Raw genomic sequence first — 16,773 nt, 5'->3', positions numbered from 1 at the left:
CCGGTGCCCGAGCTACCCGAGGTAGAAGCACTGGTCCACCACCTGCGTGAGAACGCGGTGGGCCGAACCGTGCACCGCGTCGACGTGGCGTCACTGCAGGTGCTCAAGACGTTCGACCCGCCGTGGACGGCGCTGCACGGCCAGGAGGTCGTGGCCGCGCACCGGCACGGCAAGCACCTCGATCTGGAAGTTGCCGACGGCCTCCACCTGGTCGTTCACCTCGCCAGAGCCGGGTGGCTGCGCTGGGCCGACACCATGTCCGCGCCGCCGCCGAAGCAGGGCCGCGGTCCGCTGGCGTTGCGCGTGCACCTCGGGCCGCCGGGGCAGGGGCCTGGGTTCGACCTGACGGAAGCCGGTACGAAAAAGGGGCTCGCGGCGTGGATCGTGCGCGACCCGAAGACCATCGCGAGCGTCGCCAGGCTGGGCCCCGACGCGCTGGGGATCACCCGCACGCAGCTGGAAGACCTGCTGGACAAGCGCACCGAGCGGCTGAAGACGGCGCTGACGGAGCAAAGCCTGATCGCGGGCATCGGCAACGCCTACTCGGACGAGATCATGCACATGGCCCGGTTGTCGCCGTACGCGACGGCGGGGAAGCTCAACTCCGAGCAGCTCGACCGCCTGCACGAGGCCATGATCAGCACGTTGACCGACGCCGTGGCGCGGTCCGTCGGTCAGGACGCCGCGCGGCTCAAGGGTGAGAAGCGGTCGGGCCTGCGGGTGCATGCGCGCACCGGGCTGCCGTGTCCCGTCTGCGGCGACACGGTTCGTGAGGTGTCGTTCGCGGACAAGGCGTTCCAGTACTGCCCCACGTGCCAGACCGGCGGCAAGCCGTTGGCCGACCGCCGGTTGTCCCGCCTGCTCAAGTGACGATCAGCACTTCCAGGGTGCGGGGGCCGTGGACACCCTCCACCCGATTGAGCTCGATGTCGCTCGTCGCGGACGGACCGCTGATGAACGTCAACGGCCGCGTGGACTCCAGCCGTTCCAGAGCTTCCGGCACCGACGCGGCGATCTGGTCCGCGCGCACCACGCACAGGTGGTAGTCGGGGAGAAGGGTGAGTGCCCTCCTGCCCTGTGCCTCCCCGCCGTCGAGGACGATCGTGCCGGTGTCGGCGATCGCCACCGCGCACCCGGTCAGCACGCCGTCCGCCCGGTCCAGGTCCTCGATCGACAACGGCTCGTGCAGCCACGTGACGCCGTCGATCAGCCATTCTTGCGGAACACCTTGCGGCGCAACGATCCGCTTGCCTTTGAGCGGCGCCAGCGCCTCGGGCACGCCGGACACGGTGTGCACGATCGCGCGGTAGTCGGCGACCCGTTCGGCGAACATCTCGACGCCGCCGGGCCCCTTGCGGTTGTAGCCGCGGACGACCTGCGGGGCCGCCGGGACCTTCGCGTTCCTGATGCGCGCCAGGATCTCTTCGCGTGCGCTAGCCACGGTTCTTCCTCCACCAGGAGCGGAACGACTCGGCCGAAGGTGCGGGTACGTCGCGTGAGGACGTCCACTTCGAACCCGGCCAGGGCAACGACGTGATCCGCCCGTCCCTCGCCAGGAACCTGGCGAGGGCACCGGCTTTCTGCGCCTTCTCGTAGCGCGAGGCCTCCCTGAACATCCACGCGGCGGCCGCCATCGCGATGGACTCCGCCGTGCGGCCCTTCGCTTCGACGACTTCCGCGCGCAGGTGCGTGAGGACCGACGGGATGTCGATCCGCACCGGGCAGACCTCGAAGCACGCGCCGCAAAGTGAAGAGGCGTAAGGGAGTGACGCCGCCTGCGGGTCGTGCATGTCGCCGACCAGTTGCGGCGTCAGGATCGCTCCGATGGGGCCGGGATAGACCGAGCCGTACGACTGGCCGCCGGTGCGTTCGTAGACCGGGCAGACGTTGAGGCACGCCGAACACCGGATGCACCTGAGTGCTTGGCGCCCGATGGAATCCTCGAGCGTCGCGGTGCGGCCGTTGTCGATCAGCACCAGGTGGAACTTCTGCGGGCCGTCGCCGGGCGTCACGCCGGTCCACACGCTCGTGTACGGGTTCATCCGTTCCGCGGTGGACGACCGGGGCAGCAGCTGGAGGAAGACCTCCAGGTCCTGCCACGTCGGCACGAGCTTCTCGATGCCCATCACGGTGATCAGGGTTTCCGGCAGCGTCAGGCACATCCGGCCGTTGCCCTCGGACTCCAGCACCACGATCGACCCGGTGTCGGCGACGGCGAAGTTCGCGCCGGACACCGCGACCTTGGTGGTGAGGAACTTCTGGCGCAGGTAGACCCGTGCCGCCTCGGCGAGGTCCGCGGGCTCGTCCGACACCTCGACCCCCATGCGGCGCTGGAAGATTTCGCGGATCTCCGAGCGGTTGCGGTGGATCGCGGGCACCAGGATGTGCGACGGCCGGTCGTCGCCGAGCTGCACGATCAGCTCGGCCAGGTCGGTTTCGATCGCGTGGACGCCACCGGCTTCGAGGGCTTCGTTGAGCCCGATCTCTGCCGTCGCCATGGACTTGACCTTGACGACCTCGTTCGCGTTCTCCTCGCGACAGAGGTCGAGCACGATCTGGTTCGCCTCGGCGGCGTCCCGTGCCCAGTGGACGACACCGCCTCTCGCCGTGACCGACTCCTCGAGCTGGACGAGCAGCGTGTCGAGGCGCGCCAGCACGTCGTCCTTGATCTGCTCGCCGGCGACGCGGAGCTGCTCCCAGTCGTTCATCTCGATGACGGCCGCGGCTCGTCTTGCCCGGATGGTCCCGGTCGCCTTGCGGAGGTTCTGCCGCAGCTGGGTGTCGGCGAGCGCTTTGTGCGCGGCCTTGGGGAACGTCGGGCTGCCGAGCCACGTCACGGGGTTGCGCGCCACGGGTCCTCCTCCGTCGAAGCCAGGATCTCCGCCAGGTGCACCGGCCGGACGCCCGCGCGCAGCCGTGACAGGCCACCACCGATGTGCATGAGGCAGGAGTTGTCACCGGCGCTCAGCACCTCGGCACCGGTGTCGAGCACGCAGCGCATCTTGTCGGCGAGCATCGCCGTGGACGTCTCGGCGTTCTTGATCGCGAACGTGCCGCCGAAGCCGCAGCACTGCGTCGAGTCCGGCAACTCCACCAGATCGAGTCCCTTGACCGCCCTGAGCAGCGCCATCGGCTTGTCGCCGACGCCCAGCATGCGCAGTGAGTGACAGGTGGGGTGATAGGTGACCCGGTGGGGGAACCACGCCCCCACGTCCGTCACGCCGAGCACGTCCACGAGGAACTCCGCGAGCTCGAACGTCCGCGGCGGAGACTCGCCCAGCGTGGGATGGATCTCCCGCACCATGCCCGCGCATGACCCGGACGGCGCAACCACGAAGTCGTAGCCCTTGAAGACGTCGGTGTACTTGCGCGCCAGAGGCTTCGTGTGGTCCCGGTAGCCGGTGTTGAAGTGCATCTGCCCGCAGCACGTCTGATCGAGCGGGAACTCCACCGAACAGCCGAGCCGCTCCAGCAGGCGCACCACGGCACGCGCCGTCGACGGGAAGAACGTGTCGGTCAGGCAGGTTGCGAACAGGGCCACTTTCACGCGCACACCCTCTCCCCAAAATCATCGGATGTCTACCCGGATCGGTGGACCGTACGGGGGTACGCCGGGCGCGCCTCTTGCTATCGGGGCGCCCCACAGCACAGCATGTGCCTTGTGGGCGACCTGTTGACCGAGCGCGCCGTGCTCGGTGTCATCGCGACCCTGGCCGTTCTGGGCCTCTTCGTGATGCTGTGCCGCGCTCGACGAGTCAGCACCTCCGTCGAGGATGCTGTGATGGACATGCTCGACCGCATGTCCAAGGCGTCGAGCGACCTTCGCGCGGGCTTGACCCAGGAGGCCGCCGACAAGGCCACCCCGCACCTGCGCGAGATGCTGCGGTGCGTCGCGGTCGCCATCACCGACGAAGAGGGCACTGTCCTGTCGTGGGACGGCGGCGCGAACGACCACTACGAGTACCTCCGCGACACGGTCGCCCGTGCCATCAACAACTGCCACAAGGAACACGTAGACCACCGCAAACTCGGCTGCGAGCTGCAGGGCCCGTGCTCCCTGCACAGCGTTGTCGTAGTTCCGCTGGTTGTCGAGGGCGACGTGGCCGGCACCCTGATCGTCGTCTCGGGTGTTGCCTCGAAGCGCCAGATCCGCATGGCCGAGGAAACCGCCCGCTTCGTCTCGACGCAGCTCGAGCTCGAGGTGGTCCAGAAGCAACGGCAGGCCCTCGCCCAGGCCGAGGTGAAGGCCCTGCGAGCCCAGATCTCGCCGCACTTCGTCTACAACGCCCTGAACACGATCTCGTCGCTCATCCGCACGGACCCCTCGCACGCCCGCGAGCTGCTGCAGGAGTTCGCCGAGTTCACGCGCTACTCGTTCCGCACCGACGGCCTGTTCACGACGCTGGCCGACGAGCTGACGAACATCCACCGCTACCTGACCATCGAACAGGCCCGCTACGGCTCCCGCCTGAACGTCCGGCTGCGGATCGCCCCCGAGGTCCTGCAGGTCGTCCTCCCGTTCCTGGTGCTCCAGCCCCTGGTCGAGAACGCGGTCCGGCACGGCCTGGCCAAGAAGCCCGGCGGCGGCATGCTGACGATCACCGCTGAGGACAACGGCAACGAGGCGCTGATCAGCGTCGAGGACGACGGCGTCGGCATGGACCCGGACCGGCTCGACGACATCAAGGACGCCCACCAGACGGGCGCGCACGTCGGCATCGGCAACATCAACGACCGGATGCGGACGGTGTTCGGCGCCGAGTACGCGCTGGTCGTGGAAACCGCGCCCAACGCGGGTACCAAGGTGATCCTGAAGGTGCCGAAGTTCGCGCGGAACGTGCTGCCGAACCTGAACCTGGGGTCGCAGCTCACCGACGAGCCGATGACGAACGAGCAGCCGGCGATCCGCGCCTGACTCAGCGACGACGCTGTCCGTCTGACCTTGCGCGGAGGTTGAACGGCGGGCGCTGAGGGCTTTCCCCAAGTTGAGCGGTCAACCATCCTCAACCCGACGGTCGAACCTGCCGATTGTGGTGTTGACCAATGAACAGCCGGTACTCCCAAGGGTCGAGGCCGGCCGCGAGTTAAGGGCATCATCCATTGCACGAACAACAAGCACCCGAGCGCGTCCGCGTCTGCATCAAGTGCACCGCGAAGGGTTACAACAGCTGCAAGTGCTGAGCTGAAGCACCACGGCACCGCAGGTCAGCGTGCTGCAACCGCCAGAGTCGTGATCAGCACGACGGCGCACACGCTCCAGCTCACCCACATCCAGTAGATGTGCATCGGCGTCGGCCCGGCGGCGTTCTGCCTGCCCCGGTCGTCCCACCACTCGACGTACCGTTCGAGCCAGCGGATGGGGTTGAACGTCACCCCCCGATGCTAACCGGACAACACGTGTTCAACGTCACGCGGGAGCAACCGACAGCGCAGTTGGGCTCCCGCGTGGCCGCGAAACGCACGTACTGTCGAGTACATGAGCGTCACGGACAAGATCGCGGCCCGTCTCCCGAGGGTCATGGACCGGGGTGAGCGGCCACCGGTCGTCGCTGCGGTGCGGTTGCACGGGGTGATCACCCCGCAGTCCTCGCCGGTCGCGCGCAACACGATCAGCCTCCAGAACGTCGAGACGGCGATCAACCGCGCGTTCGACAACGAGCGCCTGATCGCCGTGGCACTGCTCATCAACTCGCCCGGCGGTGCGCCGACGCAGTCCGCTCTCATCGCCGAGCGGATTCGCGAGCTCGCCAACAAGAAGCACGTGCCGGTGCTCGCGTTCTGCGAGGACGTGGCGGCGAGCGGCGGCTACTGGCTGGCGTGCGCCGGCGACGAGATCTACGCGCACGGCACGAGCCTCGTGGGGTCCATCGGCGTCGTCAGCGCGGGCTTCGGGCTGAACGGTCTGCTGGACAAGGCCGGTGTCGAGCGCCGCGTCTACACCGCCGGTGAGAACAAGGTGCGGCTCGACCCGTTCCAGGCCGAGAAGCCCGAGGACGTCGAGTGGCTCAAGGGGCTGCACGCCGATCTGCACGACCAGTTCAAGGCGTGGGTCAAGGAGCGCAGGAACAACAAGCTCAAGGCGACCGACGACGAGCTGTTCGCCGGTGAGGTGTGGACCGGCAGCAAGGCCGTGGAACTCGGTCTGGTCGACGGCATCGGCACCATCCGGAGCGTCCTCGCCAAGCGCTTTCCCGATGCCGAGCTGACCGTCGCCGAGCCACGCAAGCCGTTGTTGGCCAAGCTCGGACTGACCGGCGCGTCCACCCGATCGGGCGATCTCGTGACGCAGGTGCTCGCGAGCCTCGAGGAACGTGCTCGCTGGTCCCGATTCGGGCTGTGAGCATCAGTTCGGTTTCACCGGGCGTGTCGAGTCAACGCATGACGTAGACATGACCGCACATTGATGGGCAAGATGCCCGACACAGTGAGTACCCAAGACAACGCCGGTCTCCTCGTCCTCGCAGTCGATGACGAGGCTCCTGGCCTGAGCGAGATCAAGTACCTGCTCGAGAGCAGCCCCCACATCCGGCGCGTCCTCACGGCTTTCGACGCCGCCGAGGCACTGCGCATCCTGAGGGGCGACTACGAGCAGGAGGTCATGGCGAGGACCAAGGCCGGACTGCCGCCGGTCGACGCGGTGTTCGCCGACATCAACATGCCCGGGCTTTCGGGCATGGATCTCGCACGGGTGCTCAGCGCGTTCAGGTATCCGCCCGCCCTCGTCTTCGTGACGGGTGTGGAGGAACGCGACGCGCTCGTCACGGCGTTCGACGTCGGCGCGCTCGACTTCATCAACAAGCCGATCAACGAAGAGCGCGTCCTCAAGGCCATCTCCCGGGTCGCGGACCGCGTCGGCCGCACGTCGGCACCGCAGGCGCCGACCCCGGTCTCGCCCGCGACCGCTGCCGATCAGAGCGACGACGAGGTCATCCCCGTCGAACTCGGCGGCACCATCAAGCTCGTGCCGCGGGCATCTGTGCGGTACGTCGAGGCGCAGGGTGACTACGCCCGCCTGCACACCCAGGACGGCAGCCATCTGGTGCGCATCCCGCTCGCGCAGCTGGAGGAACGCTGGGCCAACGCGGGGTTCGTGCGCATCCACCGGTCGTACCTGGTCGCGCTGCCGTTGGTCAGCGAGCTGCGGATGACGGCGAACGGCTACGCGGTGGTCATCGGCACCGGTGAGGGCGCCAAGGAGCTCCCGGTCAGCCGCCGGCACACCAAGGAGCTCAAGGAACGGATCGTGCGACCGCCGAAGAGCGGCTGGTGAGCAGGCACGACGCGGGAAAGCCCGAGCAGGCCGCCCGCGAGGCCTGGCTCGGTGAGCAGGCCCGCAAACCACGCAGGCGCAGGGTCGTGCTCGCGGACTCCACGAAGTCGCGTGGCAAGGCACTGCGCACGATCATCGAGCTCGAGGAGCAGACCAGCGTCGGCGAGAAGCTGGTGCGCGACCTCATCAAGCAGCAGCTGAAGTCCGCGTTCGGGCTCGCGTTCGCGGTCCTGATCGGAATGTGCCTGCTGCCGATCACCTTCTACCTGTTCCCTCAGATCGGGGACCTGAAGATCCTCGGCATCCCCATTCCCTGGCTCGTGCTCGGTCTCGCGCCCTTCCCGATCCTCTACGGGGTCGGCTGGGTGTTCCGCCGGAAGGCCGAACGGCACGAGCGCGACTTCGTGAACATGGTCGACCGCTGACGTGAACGCCACGATCTGGAGCCTTGCCGCCATCCTCGCCATGGCGCTCGTGACGTTCCTCCTCGGTTACGTCGGGTCGCGCAAGGCCAACACCACCCCGGACTTCCTGGTGGCGCGCCGCGCGATCCCCGCCACCCGCAACGCCGCCGCGATCTCTGGCGAGTACCTGTCCGCCGCGTCGTTCCTCGGTGTGGCCGGGCTCGTGCTCAAGGACGGCATCGACGCGCTCTGGTACCCGATCGGCTTCACCGCGGGGTATCTCGCGTTGCTGCTGTTCGTGGCCGCGCCGCTGAGGAGGTCGGGCGCCTACACGTTGCCCGACTTCGCGGAGGCCAGGCTCGGGTCGGCGAACGTGCGGCACTTCAGCACGTTCTTCGTGGTCTGCATCGGCGTGCTGTACCTGGTGCCGCAGCTGCAGTCCGCCGGTCTGACGCTGACCACGATCACCGGCCTGCCCGCGTGGTTCGGCGGCCTGATCGTCACGGTCATCGTGGTGATCAACGTGCTCGGCGGCGGCATGCGCGCGATCACGCTGGTGCAGGCTTTCCAGTACTGGGGCAAGCTCTTCGCGATCGCCGCGCCGACGTTCGTGCTCTTCGTGGTGTTCCTCGCCTCGCCGGACCGCGGCACGCAGCCGATCAGCGACGAGGGCGTGGTCAGGTTCCCCAAGGCCGAGACGATCACCGTGGCCGAGCAGGTGATCAAGGTCAGGGTCGACGAGCCGCTCACGTTGAAGGTGCACGGCGAGATCGACGGCAGGAACGCGGACGGGCCGGTGTTCTGGGGGCGCGGTGTCTACGAGCTCAGCCCCGGCACGGTCATGGAGTTCGCCGCCGGCAGCCCGGTGCCGGTGGTCGAGGGCTCGCCCACGAACAACCACGACTGGATCCGGCCGCAGACCGGCGGCATCTCCGACCTGCTCAAGACGTACTCGCTGATCTTCGCGACGTTCCTCGGCACGATGGGCCTGCCGCACGTCCTGGTCCGCTTCTACACCAACCCGGACGGCAAGGCGGCCCGCCGGACCGCGCTGCACGTGCTCTACCTGCTCGGCCTCTTCTACATCTTCCCGACGGTGCTCGGGGTGCTGTCCCGGCTCTACCTGCCGCAACTGCTGGTGAACGGGAAGACCGACGCCGCGGTGCTGATGCTGCCGGAGACGATGGTGCCGAACCTGGGCGGTCAGATCCTCGGCGCGATCGTCGCCGCCGGTGCGTTCGCGGCGTTCCTGTCGACCTCGTCCGGGCTCGTCGTGTCGGTCGCCGGCGTGGTCTCGACGGACATCATGCCGGGCAAGGTTCGTGACTTCCGGTGGGCGACCGTGTTCACCGGACTCGTCGCGATCGGTCTTGCTCTGCTGCTTCCGCGCTCCGATGCGTCACTCACCGTGGCCATGTCGTTCGCGCTCGCCGCGTCGACGTTCTGCCCGTTGCTGGTGCTCGGAATCTGGTGGCGCGGCCTCACGTGGGTCGGCGCCGTGTGCGGTCTCGTCGTCGGCGGCGGCATGGTGATCACCGCGCAGGTGATCAGCGTGATCAGCTCCTACACCGGTCGCTGGGCGCCCGCCGTCATCAGCCAACCAGCGCTGATCACGGTGCCGATCGCGTTCACGACCATGATCGTGGTCAGCAAGGCGACCCGCAGACGCGCTCCGGCGGATGTCAACCAGATCCTGCTGCGACTGCACGCTCCCGACCCGCTCGGTTTCATCCGCGACCGCGACATCGCACGCTTCGGCACAGCCGAGGAGAAGGCCAGGATGGACGAGGACAAGCGCAGGGGAGCTGGTCGGACACGGTGAGTGGTCAACGTTTCAAATGGGTGAAAATTGGTCACTCGAATCGGTGAACGGTGAATCCCGTCACGCAGAGTGCTGTTCGTCTACGCATACTGACCGTTCGTCGCATCACCCGACTGCTGGGCGCATGGGCACGAACGGGGTCTTACCTGAGTGACTCAAGTCTCCATACGGTTCCTGACCAAGAACGGACCGCACCTGGAGGCACTACGTGCACGTCACGTTGCTGGCACCTACGACGAGTACGGCGAGGAGGGGACTGTGAGCACTGTCGAGCACACCCCGAGCGAGTCGGGCCCCGATGCGCAGAAGTGGGTCGACGTACAAGCAAGTGAGGACTTCGCCCAGCTGAAGCACCGGCTGCGCAAGTTCGTGTTCCCGGTCTCCGGGCTGTTCCTCGCGTGGTACCTGCTGTACGTGCTGCTCGCGGACTACGCGCACGGCTTCATGTCCACCAAGGTGATCGGCAACATCAACGTCGGGTTGATCTTCGGTCTGCTGCAGTTCGTGTCGACGTTCGTGATCACGACGTTGTACGTGCGGCACGCCAACAAGCACCTCGACCCGTTGGCGGAGAAGCTCCGCGGTGAGATCGAGGGAGACGGCAAGTGAACAACGGCAGCCCGATCCTCAACATCAGCATCTTCGGTGTCTTCGTCCTGGTCACGCTGTTCGTGGTCATCCGGGCGAGCCGCAACACGAAGACCGCTGCCGATTACCTGGCCGCCGGCCGCGCGTTCACCGGCCCCCAGAACGGCGTCGCGATCGCTGGTGACTACCTCTCCGCCGCGTCGTTCCTCGGCATCGCGGGCGCCATCGCCCTCAACGGCTACGACGGCTTCCTGTACTCGATCGGCTTCCTCGTGGCGTGGCTCATCGCGCTGCTGCTGGTCGCCGAACTGCTGCGCAACACCGGCAAGTACACGATGGGCGACGTGCTGAGCTTCCGGATGCGTCAGCGTCCGGTCCGCGCGGCGGCCGCCACGTCGACGATGGCCGTCTCGTTCTTCTACCTGCTGGCCCAGATGGCCGGTGCCGGTGGTCTCGTCGCTCTGCTGCTCGGCATCACGGGCACCGGCGGCCAGGCTCTCGTCATCGCCGTGGTCGGCGCCCTGATGATCGCCTACGTCCTCATCGGCGGTATGAAGGGCACCACCTGGGTGCAGATCATCAAGGCGGTCCTGCTGATCGCCGGTGCGGGCATCATGACCCTCTGGGTGCTCGGCAAGTACGGCTTCAACCTCTCCTCCGTCCTCGGTGCCGCGGTCGACAACGCGCCGAAGGCCGGCGAGAAGCTGCTCGGCCCCGGGCTCGCGTACGGCAAGAACGGCACGACGAAGCTCGACTTCCTGTCGCTGGCCCTCGCCCTGGTGCTCGGCACCGCGGGTCTGCCGCACATCCTGATGCGCTTCTACACCGTGCCGACCGCGAAGGAAGCCCGTCGCTCGGTCGTGTGGGCCATTTGGCTGATCGGCATCTTCTACCTGTTCACGCTGGTCCTCGGCTACGGCGCCGGTGCGCTGGTCGGTCCGGACAAGATCAACGCGGCGCCCGGCAAGGCGAACTCGGCTGCTCCGCTGCTCGCACTGGAGCTCGGTGGTCCGATCCTGCTCGGCCTGATCGCGGCGGTGGCGTTCGCGACGATCCTCGCGGTCGTGGCCGGCTTGACGATCACGGCGTCGGCGTCGTTCGCGCACGACATCTACGCCAACATCATCAAGAAGGGCCAGGCGGAGGACAAGGACTCCGAGGTCAAGGTCGCCCGCCTGACCGCGATCGTGATCGGCATCGTGTCGATCGTCGGTGGCATCATCGCCAACGGCCAGAACATCGCGTTCCTCGTGGCGCTGGCGTTCGCGGTCGCGGCCTCCGCCAACCTGCCGACGATCCTCTACTCGCTGTTCTGGAAGAGGTTCAACACCTCGGGCGCGCTGTGGAGCATCTACGGCGGTCTGATCGTGACGATCACCCTGATCGTCCTGTCGCCCGCGGTCTCCGGCCAGCCGACGTCGATGTTCAAGAACGCCGACTTCGCGCTCTTCCCGTTGTCGAACCCCGGCATCGTGTCGATCCCGGTCGCGTTCCTGCTCGGCTACGTCGGCACGATCCTCTCCAAGGAGAAGGCCGACCCGATCAAGCAGGCCGAGATGGAGGTCCGCTCCCTCACCGGTGCGGGCGCCGAGAAGGCCATCGCGCACTGACCGCTTCACCTTCGAAGAACGGGCCGTCCCTGCGGGGCGGCCCGTTTTCGTGCGTGCAACCCTGCTGACGCTGGCCGCGTATTGAACGCGTACACAGCACGAGCTTGGGGGACCGGAGTGCGACGAGACGAGGAGTTCTCGGAGTTCTTCACGAGCAGATTCGACTGGGCACGACGTACGGCCTACGCGCTGTGCGGCGACTGGTCGGAGGCGGAAGAGCTCGCGCAGAACGCATTCGTGAAGGCGTACGCGAAGTGGCCGAGCATCAGGCGCGAAACGGCGGTGGGCTACGTCCGCACCATCGTGACGCGGTTGTTCCTCGACAGCAGGCGCCGTCGTCGCGAGGACCCGGTCGCCGACCTGCCCGAGCACGGGGTCGACGGTGATTACGACGATCCCGACGCCCGGTTGCACGCGGCGTTGCGGCAGGTGCCCCCGAAGCAGCGGGCCACGCTCGTGCTGAGGTTCGTGCACGACCTGTCCATCGAGCAGACGGCCGCTGAGCTGGGCTGTTCGGTGGGCAACGTCAAGAGCCAGACAGCCAGAGGCTTGGCGACGCTCCGCGAGGCGTACGGCGAGCCGGTCAACTCGGAGTGTGCTTGATGAACATCGAAGAGAAGCTGCGCGGAGCTCTCGACGTCTCCGCCCCGCCTCCCACGACAACCTTGGACCACGTGCTCAAGCGCGGCCGACGCCGGGTGTTCGCCCAGCGCGCGGGCGCGATGCTCGGTGTGGTGGCGGTGGTCGCCGGCATCGGCATCGGTGCCACGACGCTGAACCACGCCGCCCCGGACTCCACGCCGGCGGACCAGCCGAACGGTCCCGCCACCGTGGAGCACTCGCTGAGCTGGCCACGGGTCAACACACCGGCCCAGCAGCCCTACCGCACCTGGCAGCCGGCGACGAGCGCGCCTCCGCCCGCCGGTCGCCAAGTGCTGCAGATTCCGCTGTGCAACTCGAGGGAACCCCTCGAGGTGTTCGGGCTCGGCACAGAGGAGCTGTCCGCCAAGTCCGTCGACGGGTTGATCGATGTGGTGCGGCGGGAGTTGCCGGAGATGACCATCAGCAACGCGCCGGGCAACTCCATTCGCGACGCCATCGAGTTCGACGTGACGGACTCCGGCGGGACCGGCAGCATCAGCATCTCCGCCGGCAGGTTCGCCGGTACCCCGCAGTTTCATGCGGACGACATGCTCTGGGTGACCGGCGACTGCGAACCGGCCAGGCGGCTGTCCAGCGCCGATGGCACGGTCATGCAGCTGCACAGCGTGCGGCCGTACGAGCCGTTCCAGTCGCTCAAGCAGGTGCTGGAGGTGTTTCGCAAGGACGGTCTGTTCGTGCGGGTCGAACTGCGCAACTACGGCAGCCCGGACGTGCGCCCTGACCCGAAGCAGCCGGGTTCCTGGGAACGTTTCGGGGCCGGCCGGGCCACGTTGCCGCTGACCGAGGAGCAGTTCGCGAGGCTCGGGCCCGCCATCGCGGGGGTGGCCTGAGGGTGTGCCGTGCCGGAGGTTCACGTCCGTGCAACCTCCGGCATGGCAACATCTAGGGCGTGACTGTTCCAAGCGTGGAGATCGCTGACGTTCCCGCCGTGCTGCCGGAGGGCGCCGTCCTGCTGGACGTGCGCGAGCAGGACGAGTGGGACGCCGGCCATGCGCCCGGCGCGCTGCACATCCCCATGAGCGAGATCGGTGCCCGGCTCGACGAGGTGCCGAACGACGTGCAGCTCTACGTCGTGTGCCGGGCCGGTGGCCGTTCCGCCCGCGTGACCCAGTACCTCAACGAGAACGGCTGGGAGGCCGTCAACGTCGAGGGCGGCATGCAGCACTGGGACGCTCACGGCCGTCCTCTCGAAGGCGGCGTCGACGGCATGGAACCCGAGGTCATCTGATCGTGCAGCCGTTGCAGCCGATGCGTGTGGACTGGGTGGCGACGCCGCCATCCGGTGCGTACCCGCAGCCTTCGCGCCGGTCGCAGCGGTTGTCCTACGGTGGCCCGCCGAACTACCCGGTCCCGCCGCGCTGGGGCTTCCCGCTGCTGGCGTGGCGCTGGCCGACGGCCGTGGCCGGCACCGTCGAGCAGGCCGACTCGGTCGACGGTGTGCGCAGGCTGGGCAAGACCGCGCAGAACACCCTCTGGCTCGTCGCAGGGCTCGCGCTGTGGGCAGCGGGCTCCGAGATCTGGCGCTACGTCCTGCTCGCGCTGAGCCGGTACGGCGCGCTCTCCCCGAACGTCGTCGCCACCTCCGACGCGATGGTCCTGACCTCCGAGATCATCCTGATGTTCGGCTGGCAGCTGGCGTTGCTCTTCGGCGCGTTGTGGGTCCACCGCGCCCGCAAGGTCGCCGCCACCATCGTGGGCTACGGCCCTTCCCGCTCCGGCCGCTCCGCCCTGCTCAGTCTCCTGGTGCCCGGCGTGAACCTCGTCGTGCCCGGCTCGGTGATGGCCGAGCTCGAGCACGCCGTCGCCCGCCGCCCGGCCGACGAACGTCCCCGCCCCTCCAAGCTCCTGCTCTGGTGGTGGGGCCTGTGGGCGGCGTCGTACCTGATGGTCGTGATCACCTGGCTGTGGCGGATCGTCGGCGACAGCATCCAGTCCCAGGCCGACGCCATCCTCGTGCACACGGTCGCCAACCTGGTGCTCGTCGGCGCGCTGGTGGCCGGTGCGCTGGTCATCCGCCGCATCACCACCCTGATGCTGCCGGTGGACGCCGCGTCCGTCCGGCTGATGCGCGTCGTCGAGGTGAAGGACGCGCCGGAACCGCCACTTCGTTCGGTCCGCGCCTCCGGCTCGCCCCGCTGAATCTGTTCAGGCGACGTTCGTACGTCAGGACCTTCCCGCCACGCCGCGCGAGTGCCAGGTTGGGTGGATGCGGACACTCGTCGGGGCTCTGGTGATCGCAATGGCCACACCGTCGGCAGCTGAGGCGAACCACCACAGGGACTTCGACCTGCAGGCCCACCGCGGCGGCATCGGTCTCACGGTGGAGAGCACGGTCAAGGCGTTCGGCAAGGCGCTCGAACTCGGCGTCACGACGCTGGAACTCGACCTCCAGATCACCAGGGACGGCCGTGAGGTCATCACCCACGACCGCAGGACGAACCCGGCGAAGTGCCTCGACACCAAGCCTGCGTTCGCAGGTGATCCCGAGTTCCCCTACGCGGGCAAGTACGTGAAGGACCTGACGTTCGCCCAGGTCCGCACCCTCGACTGCGGCAGCACGCGGTGGTCGCAGTACCCGGACCAGGAGCTCTCGCCCGGCGCCCGCATGCCCACGCTCGCCGAGCTGTTCGACCTGGCGCGCAAGCACCGCGCGTGGGGCATCCGCTTCAACATCGAGACCAAGGTCGAGGCCGCCGCACCGCACGAGACCGCACCGCGTGAGCAGTTCGTGCAGCGCGCAGTCCGTGAGATCCGGCGTTCGGGCTTCCTGCCCAACGTGACGATCCAGTCGTTCGACTGGGGCACGTTGATGCGGCTGCGCGAGGTCGAGCCGCGCATCCCGTTGGTGGCGCTGACGCAGCCGGAGTTCCTGCGTCCCGGCTCGCCGTGGACGGGTGGACTGAACCTGGACGACTTCGGCGGCAGCGTCGCCCGCGCCGTGAAGTCCTTCGGCGCCAAGGCTTTGTCGCCGGTTCACGGCAATCCGCAGAACGGCAAGGTCGGCGACCCGAACTACGTTCCCTTCACCACGAAGGAACTCGTCGCTGACGCTCAGCGCCACGGGCTGAAGGTGATCCCGTGGACGGTGAACGACCCGGCGACGATGCACAAGCTGATCGACGACGGCGTGGACGGCATCATCACCGACTACCCGGACCGCTTGCGCACCGTCATGAAGGAACGGGGTCTCAAGCTCCCCAAGCGCTATCCCAAGCGATAGCTACTCCGCGCCGAGCGGGAGCGAGTGCAGGCCGCGGATCACGAACTCCGCGCGCCGGTTCGGTTCCTCGGCCAGCACGGCACCGGGCAGCTTGCGGTGCAACGAGGACAGCGCCGCCTCCACCTCGATGCGGGCCAGCGGCGCACCCAGGCAGTAGTGGATGCCCATGCCGAACCCGAGGTGCTGGTTCTTCTCGCGGCCGACGTCGAGCGTGTCCGGGTTCTCGAAGACCAGCGGGTCGCGCGCGGCCGCACCGAGCAGCGCGGCGATCTTCTCGCCCGGCTCGACGACGTGGCCGGCGATCTCGACGCGTTCGGTGGCGGTGCGTTCGAAGAGCTGCAACGGCGAGTCGAAGCGGATGAGCTCCTCGACAGCCGTGGGCATGAGATCGGGCGAGAGGCGTTCCCACTGCGAGCGGTGGCACATCAGGGCGTAGACGCCGTTGCCGATGACGTTGACCGTGGCCTCGTGGCCCGCCATCAGCAGGAGCACGGCGGTGGCGACGAGTTCGTCCTCGGTCAGCCTGGCGCCGTCGGTGTCGGTGACGGCGACCAGGTCGGAGACGAGGTCGGAGCCGGGGGTCTTGCGGCGCAGCGCGATCAGTTCGCGCAGGTAGGCGACGAACTCCGCGGCGGCGCGTTCCGCGGCCTCCTGCTGCTCGGCGGGCAGGCCGTACTCGTACATCTTCACGATGGCGTTCGACCACGGCTGCAGCAGGTAGCGGTCCTGGCCGGGGACGCCGAGCAGCTCGGCGATCACCTCGACCGGAAGTGGCGCGGCGACGTGGGCGAGCAGGTCGCCCTGGCCCTGGTCGTCGATCTTCGCGACCAGTTCGTCGACCAGCCGGTCGGCCAGGTCGGCGACCCACGGGCGCAGGCGCTCGACGTGACCGCGGCCGAACGCGGCGGCGACCAGTCGGCGCAGGCGGGTGTGCGTGGGCGGTTCGTTCTCCAGCAGCGAGTTGCGGTGCAGCAGGTTGAACGCCATGAACTGCTCCACCGGCTTCACGTCCGACCAGATCCGGCCGAGCGAGCGGTGCCGCAGCACGGCGGAACAGGCGGCGTGCGAGACGGCGACCGCGACGCCCATCTGCTCATGGTGATGCACCTCACCGGCTTCGCGCAGGGCGGCGAAGGCCGGGTACGGGTCGGCGATGAACGCGGGATCACGCTGGTCGAACGTCACAAGGCGGGACG

The 16,773-nt window shown here is 68.1% G+C and carries 18 protein-coding genes; 13 read left to right on the top strand and 5 right to left on the bottom strand.

Annotated features, from left to right (window positions below; all coding sequences use genetic code 11):
* The first annotated feature begins 3 nt into the window (after nt 1-3).
* On the top strand, nt 4-870 hold the full coding sequence (locus C8D87_RS09020) for an Fpg/Nei family DNA glycosylase (RefSeq protein WP_112226381.1): 867 nt from the start codon (nt 4-6) through the stop codon (nt 868-870).
* On the opposite strand, the gene C8D87_RS09015 is transcribed toward C8D87_RS09020, so the two are convergent.
* Genes C8D87_RS09015 through C8D87_RS09005 form a run of 3 tightly spaced genes read right to left on the bottom strand, consistent with a single transcriptional unit; the run spans nt 863 to nt 3,541 of the window.
* Nucleotides 863-1,441, bottom strand: a complete 579-nt coding sequence (locus tag C8D87_RS09015; RefSeq protein ID WP_112226380.1) for a LutC/YkgG family protein — start codon at nt 1,439-1,441, stop codon at nt 863-865. The two genes, C8D87_RS09020 and C8D87_RS09015, sit on opposite strands and share 8 nt — an antisense overlap.
* The gene (locus tag C8D87_RS09010) at nt 1,434-2,852 is read right to left on the bottom strand and encodes a LutB/LldF family L-lactate oxidation iron-sulfur protein (RefSeq protein ID WP_112226379.1); all 1,419 of its coding nucleotides are present in this window, start codon (nt 2,850-2,852) and stop codon (nt 1,434-1,436) included. The genes C8D87_RS09015 and C8D87_RS09010 overlap by 8 nt, the downstream gene beginning before the upstream one ends.
* Nucleotides 2,834-3,541 (bottom strand): (Fe-S)-binding protein, encoded by a 708-nt coding sequence (locus tag C8D87_RS09005; protein WP_112226995.1) that lies wholly within the window; start codon nt 3,539-3,541, stop codon nt 2,834-2,836. The genes C8D87_RS09010 and C8D87_RS09005 overlap by 19 nt, the downstream gene beginning before the upstream one ends.
* 111 nt (nt 3,542-3,652) lie before the next feature.
* On the opposite strand from C8D87_RS09005, the gene C8D87_RS09000 reads away from it, so the two are divergent.
* Nucleotides 3,653-4,915, top strand: a complete 1,263-nt coding sequence (locus C8D87_RS09000) for a sensor histidine kinase (protein ID WP_112226378.1) — start codon at nt 3,653-3,655, stop codon at nt 4,913-4,915.
* Between the two features lie 290 nt (nt 4,916-5,205).
* On the opposite strand, the gene C8D87_RS45780 is transcribed toward C8D87_RS09000, so the two are convergent.
* Nucleotides 5,206-5,373 (bottom strand): hypothetical protein, encoded by a 168-nt coding sequence (locus C8D87_RS45780; protein WP_166048541.1) that lies wholly within the window; start codon nt 5,371-5,373, stop codon nt 5,206-5,208.
* Between the two features lie 103 nt (nt 5,374-5,476).
* Between C8D87_RS45780 and C8D87_RS08995 the strand changes: the two genes are divergently transcribed.
* The 11 genes from C8D87_RS08995 (at nt 5,477) to C8D87_RS08945 (ending at nt 15,577) form a co-directional block, all read left to right on the top strand.
* The gene (locus tag C8D87_RS08995) at nt 5,477-6,340 is read left to right on the top strand and encodes a S49 family peptidase (RefSeq protein ID WP_109630354.1); all 864 of its coding nucleotides are present in this window, start codon (nt 5,477-5,479) and stop codon (nt 6,338-6,340) included.
* 63 nt (nt 6,341-6,403) lie between these two features.
* A complete protein-coding gene (locus tag C8D87_RS08990; protein ID WP_109630357.1) occupies nt 6,404-7,270 on the top strand; it encodes a LytR/AlgR family response regulator transcription factor in 867 nt (288 codons plus the stop codon).
* Nucleotides 7,267-7,695 (top strand): hypothetical protein, encoded by a 429-nt coding sequence (locus C8D87_RS08985; protein ID WP_109630361.1) that lies wholly within the window; start codon nt 7,267-7,269, stop codon nt 7,693-7,695. Before C8D87_RS08990 ends, C8D87_RS08985 begins: the two co-directional genes overlap by 4 nt.
* A gap of 1 nt (nt 7,696) precedes the next feature.
* Nucleotides 7,697-9,496, top strand: a complete 1,800-nt coding sequence (locus C8D87_RS08980; RefSeq protein ID WP_112226377.1) for a sodium/solute symporter — start codon at nt 7,697-7,699, stop codon at nt 9,494-9,496.
* Nucleotides 9,497-9,754: 258 nt separating this feature from the next.
* Nucleotides 9,755-10,105, top strand: coding sequence for a DUF485 domain-containing protein (locus C8D87_RS08975; RefSeq protein ID WP_109630367.1), 351 nt, complete (start codon nt 9,755-9,757; stop codon nt 10,103-10,105).
* Nucleotides 10,102-11,694: a solute symporter family protein gene (locus C8D87_RS08970; RefSeq protein ID WP_109630369.1), complete on the top strand. Its 1,593-nt coding sequence runs from the start codon at nt 10,102-10,104 to the stop codon at nt 11,692-11,694. The genes C8D87_RS08975 and C8D87_RS08970 overlap by 4 nt, the downstream gene beginning before the upstream one ends.
* Before the next feature lie 117 nt (nt 11,695-11,811).
* A complete protein-coding gene (locus C8D87_RS08965) occupies nt 11,812-12,297 on the top strand; it encodes a SigE family RNA polymerase sigma factor (RefSeq protein ID WP_112226376.1) in 486 nt (161 codons plus the stop codon).
* Nucleotides 12,297-13,187: a hypothetical protein gene (locus C8D87_RS08960; RefSeq protein ID WP_112226375.1), complete on the top strand. Its 891-nt coding sequence runs from the start codon at nt 12,297-12,299 to the stop codon at nt 13,185-13,187. Before C8D87_RS08965 ends, C8D87_RS08960 begins: the two co-directional genes overlap by 1 nt.
* 59 nt (nt 13,188-13,246) lie before the next feature.
* On the top strand, nt 13,247-13,585 hold the full coding sequence (locus C8D87_RS08955; protein ID WP_233439129.1) for a rhodanese-like domain-containing protein: 339 nt from the start codon (nt 13,247-13,249) through the stop codon (nt 13,583-13,585).
* A 2-nt stretch (nt 13,586-13,587) separates the two neighbouring features.
* Entirely contained in the window at nt 13,588-14,496 is a 909-nt protein-coding gene (locus tag C8D87_RS08950) for a DUF4328 domain-containing protein (RefSeq protein WP_233442006.1), read from the top strand.
* Nucleotides 14,497-14,563: 67 nt separating this feature from the next.
* Nucleotides 14,564-15,577: a glycerophosphodiester phosphodiesterase gene (locus C8D87_RS08945; RefSeq protein ID WP_112226374.1), complete on the top strand. Its 1,014-nt coding sequence runs from the start codon at nt 14,564-14,566 to the stop codon at nt 15,575-15,577.
* On the opposite strand, the gene C8D87_RS08940 is transcribed toward C8D87_RS08945, so the two are convergent.
* The gene (locus C8D87_RS08940; protein ID WP_109630385.1) at nt 15,578-16,762 is read right to left on the bottom strand and encodes a cytochrome P450; all 1,185 of its coding nucleotides are present in this window, start codon (nt 16,760-16,762) and stop codon (nt 15,578-15,580) included. It lies immediately after the preceding gene.
* Nucleotides 16,763-16,773: the final 11 nt, after the last annotated feature.

Origin of the sequence: Lentzea atacamensis, assembly GCF_003269295.1 — a bacterium.
In the GTDB taxonomy this organism is placed as follows: domain Bacteria; phylum Actinomycetota; class Actinomycetes; order Mycobacteriales; family Pseudonocardiaceae; genus Lentzea; species Lentzea atacamensis.
Note: the sequence above shows the minus strand (reverse complement) of the source record. Positions and strands in the feature narration are given on the sequence as shown.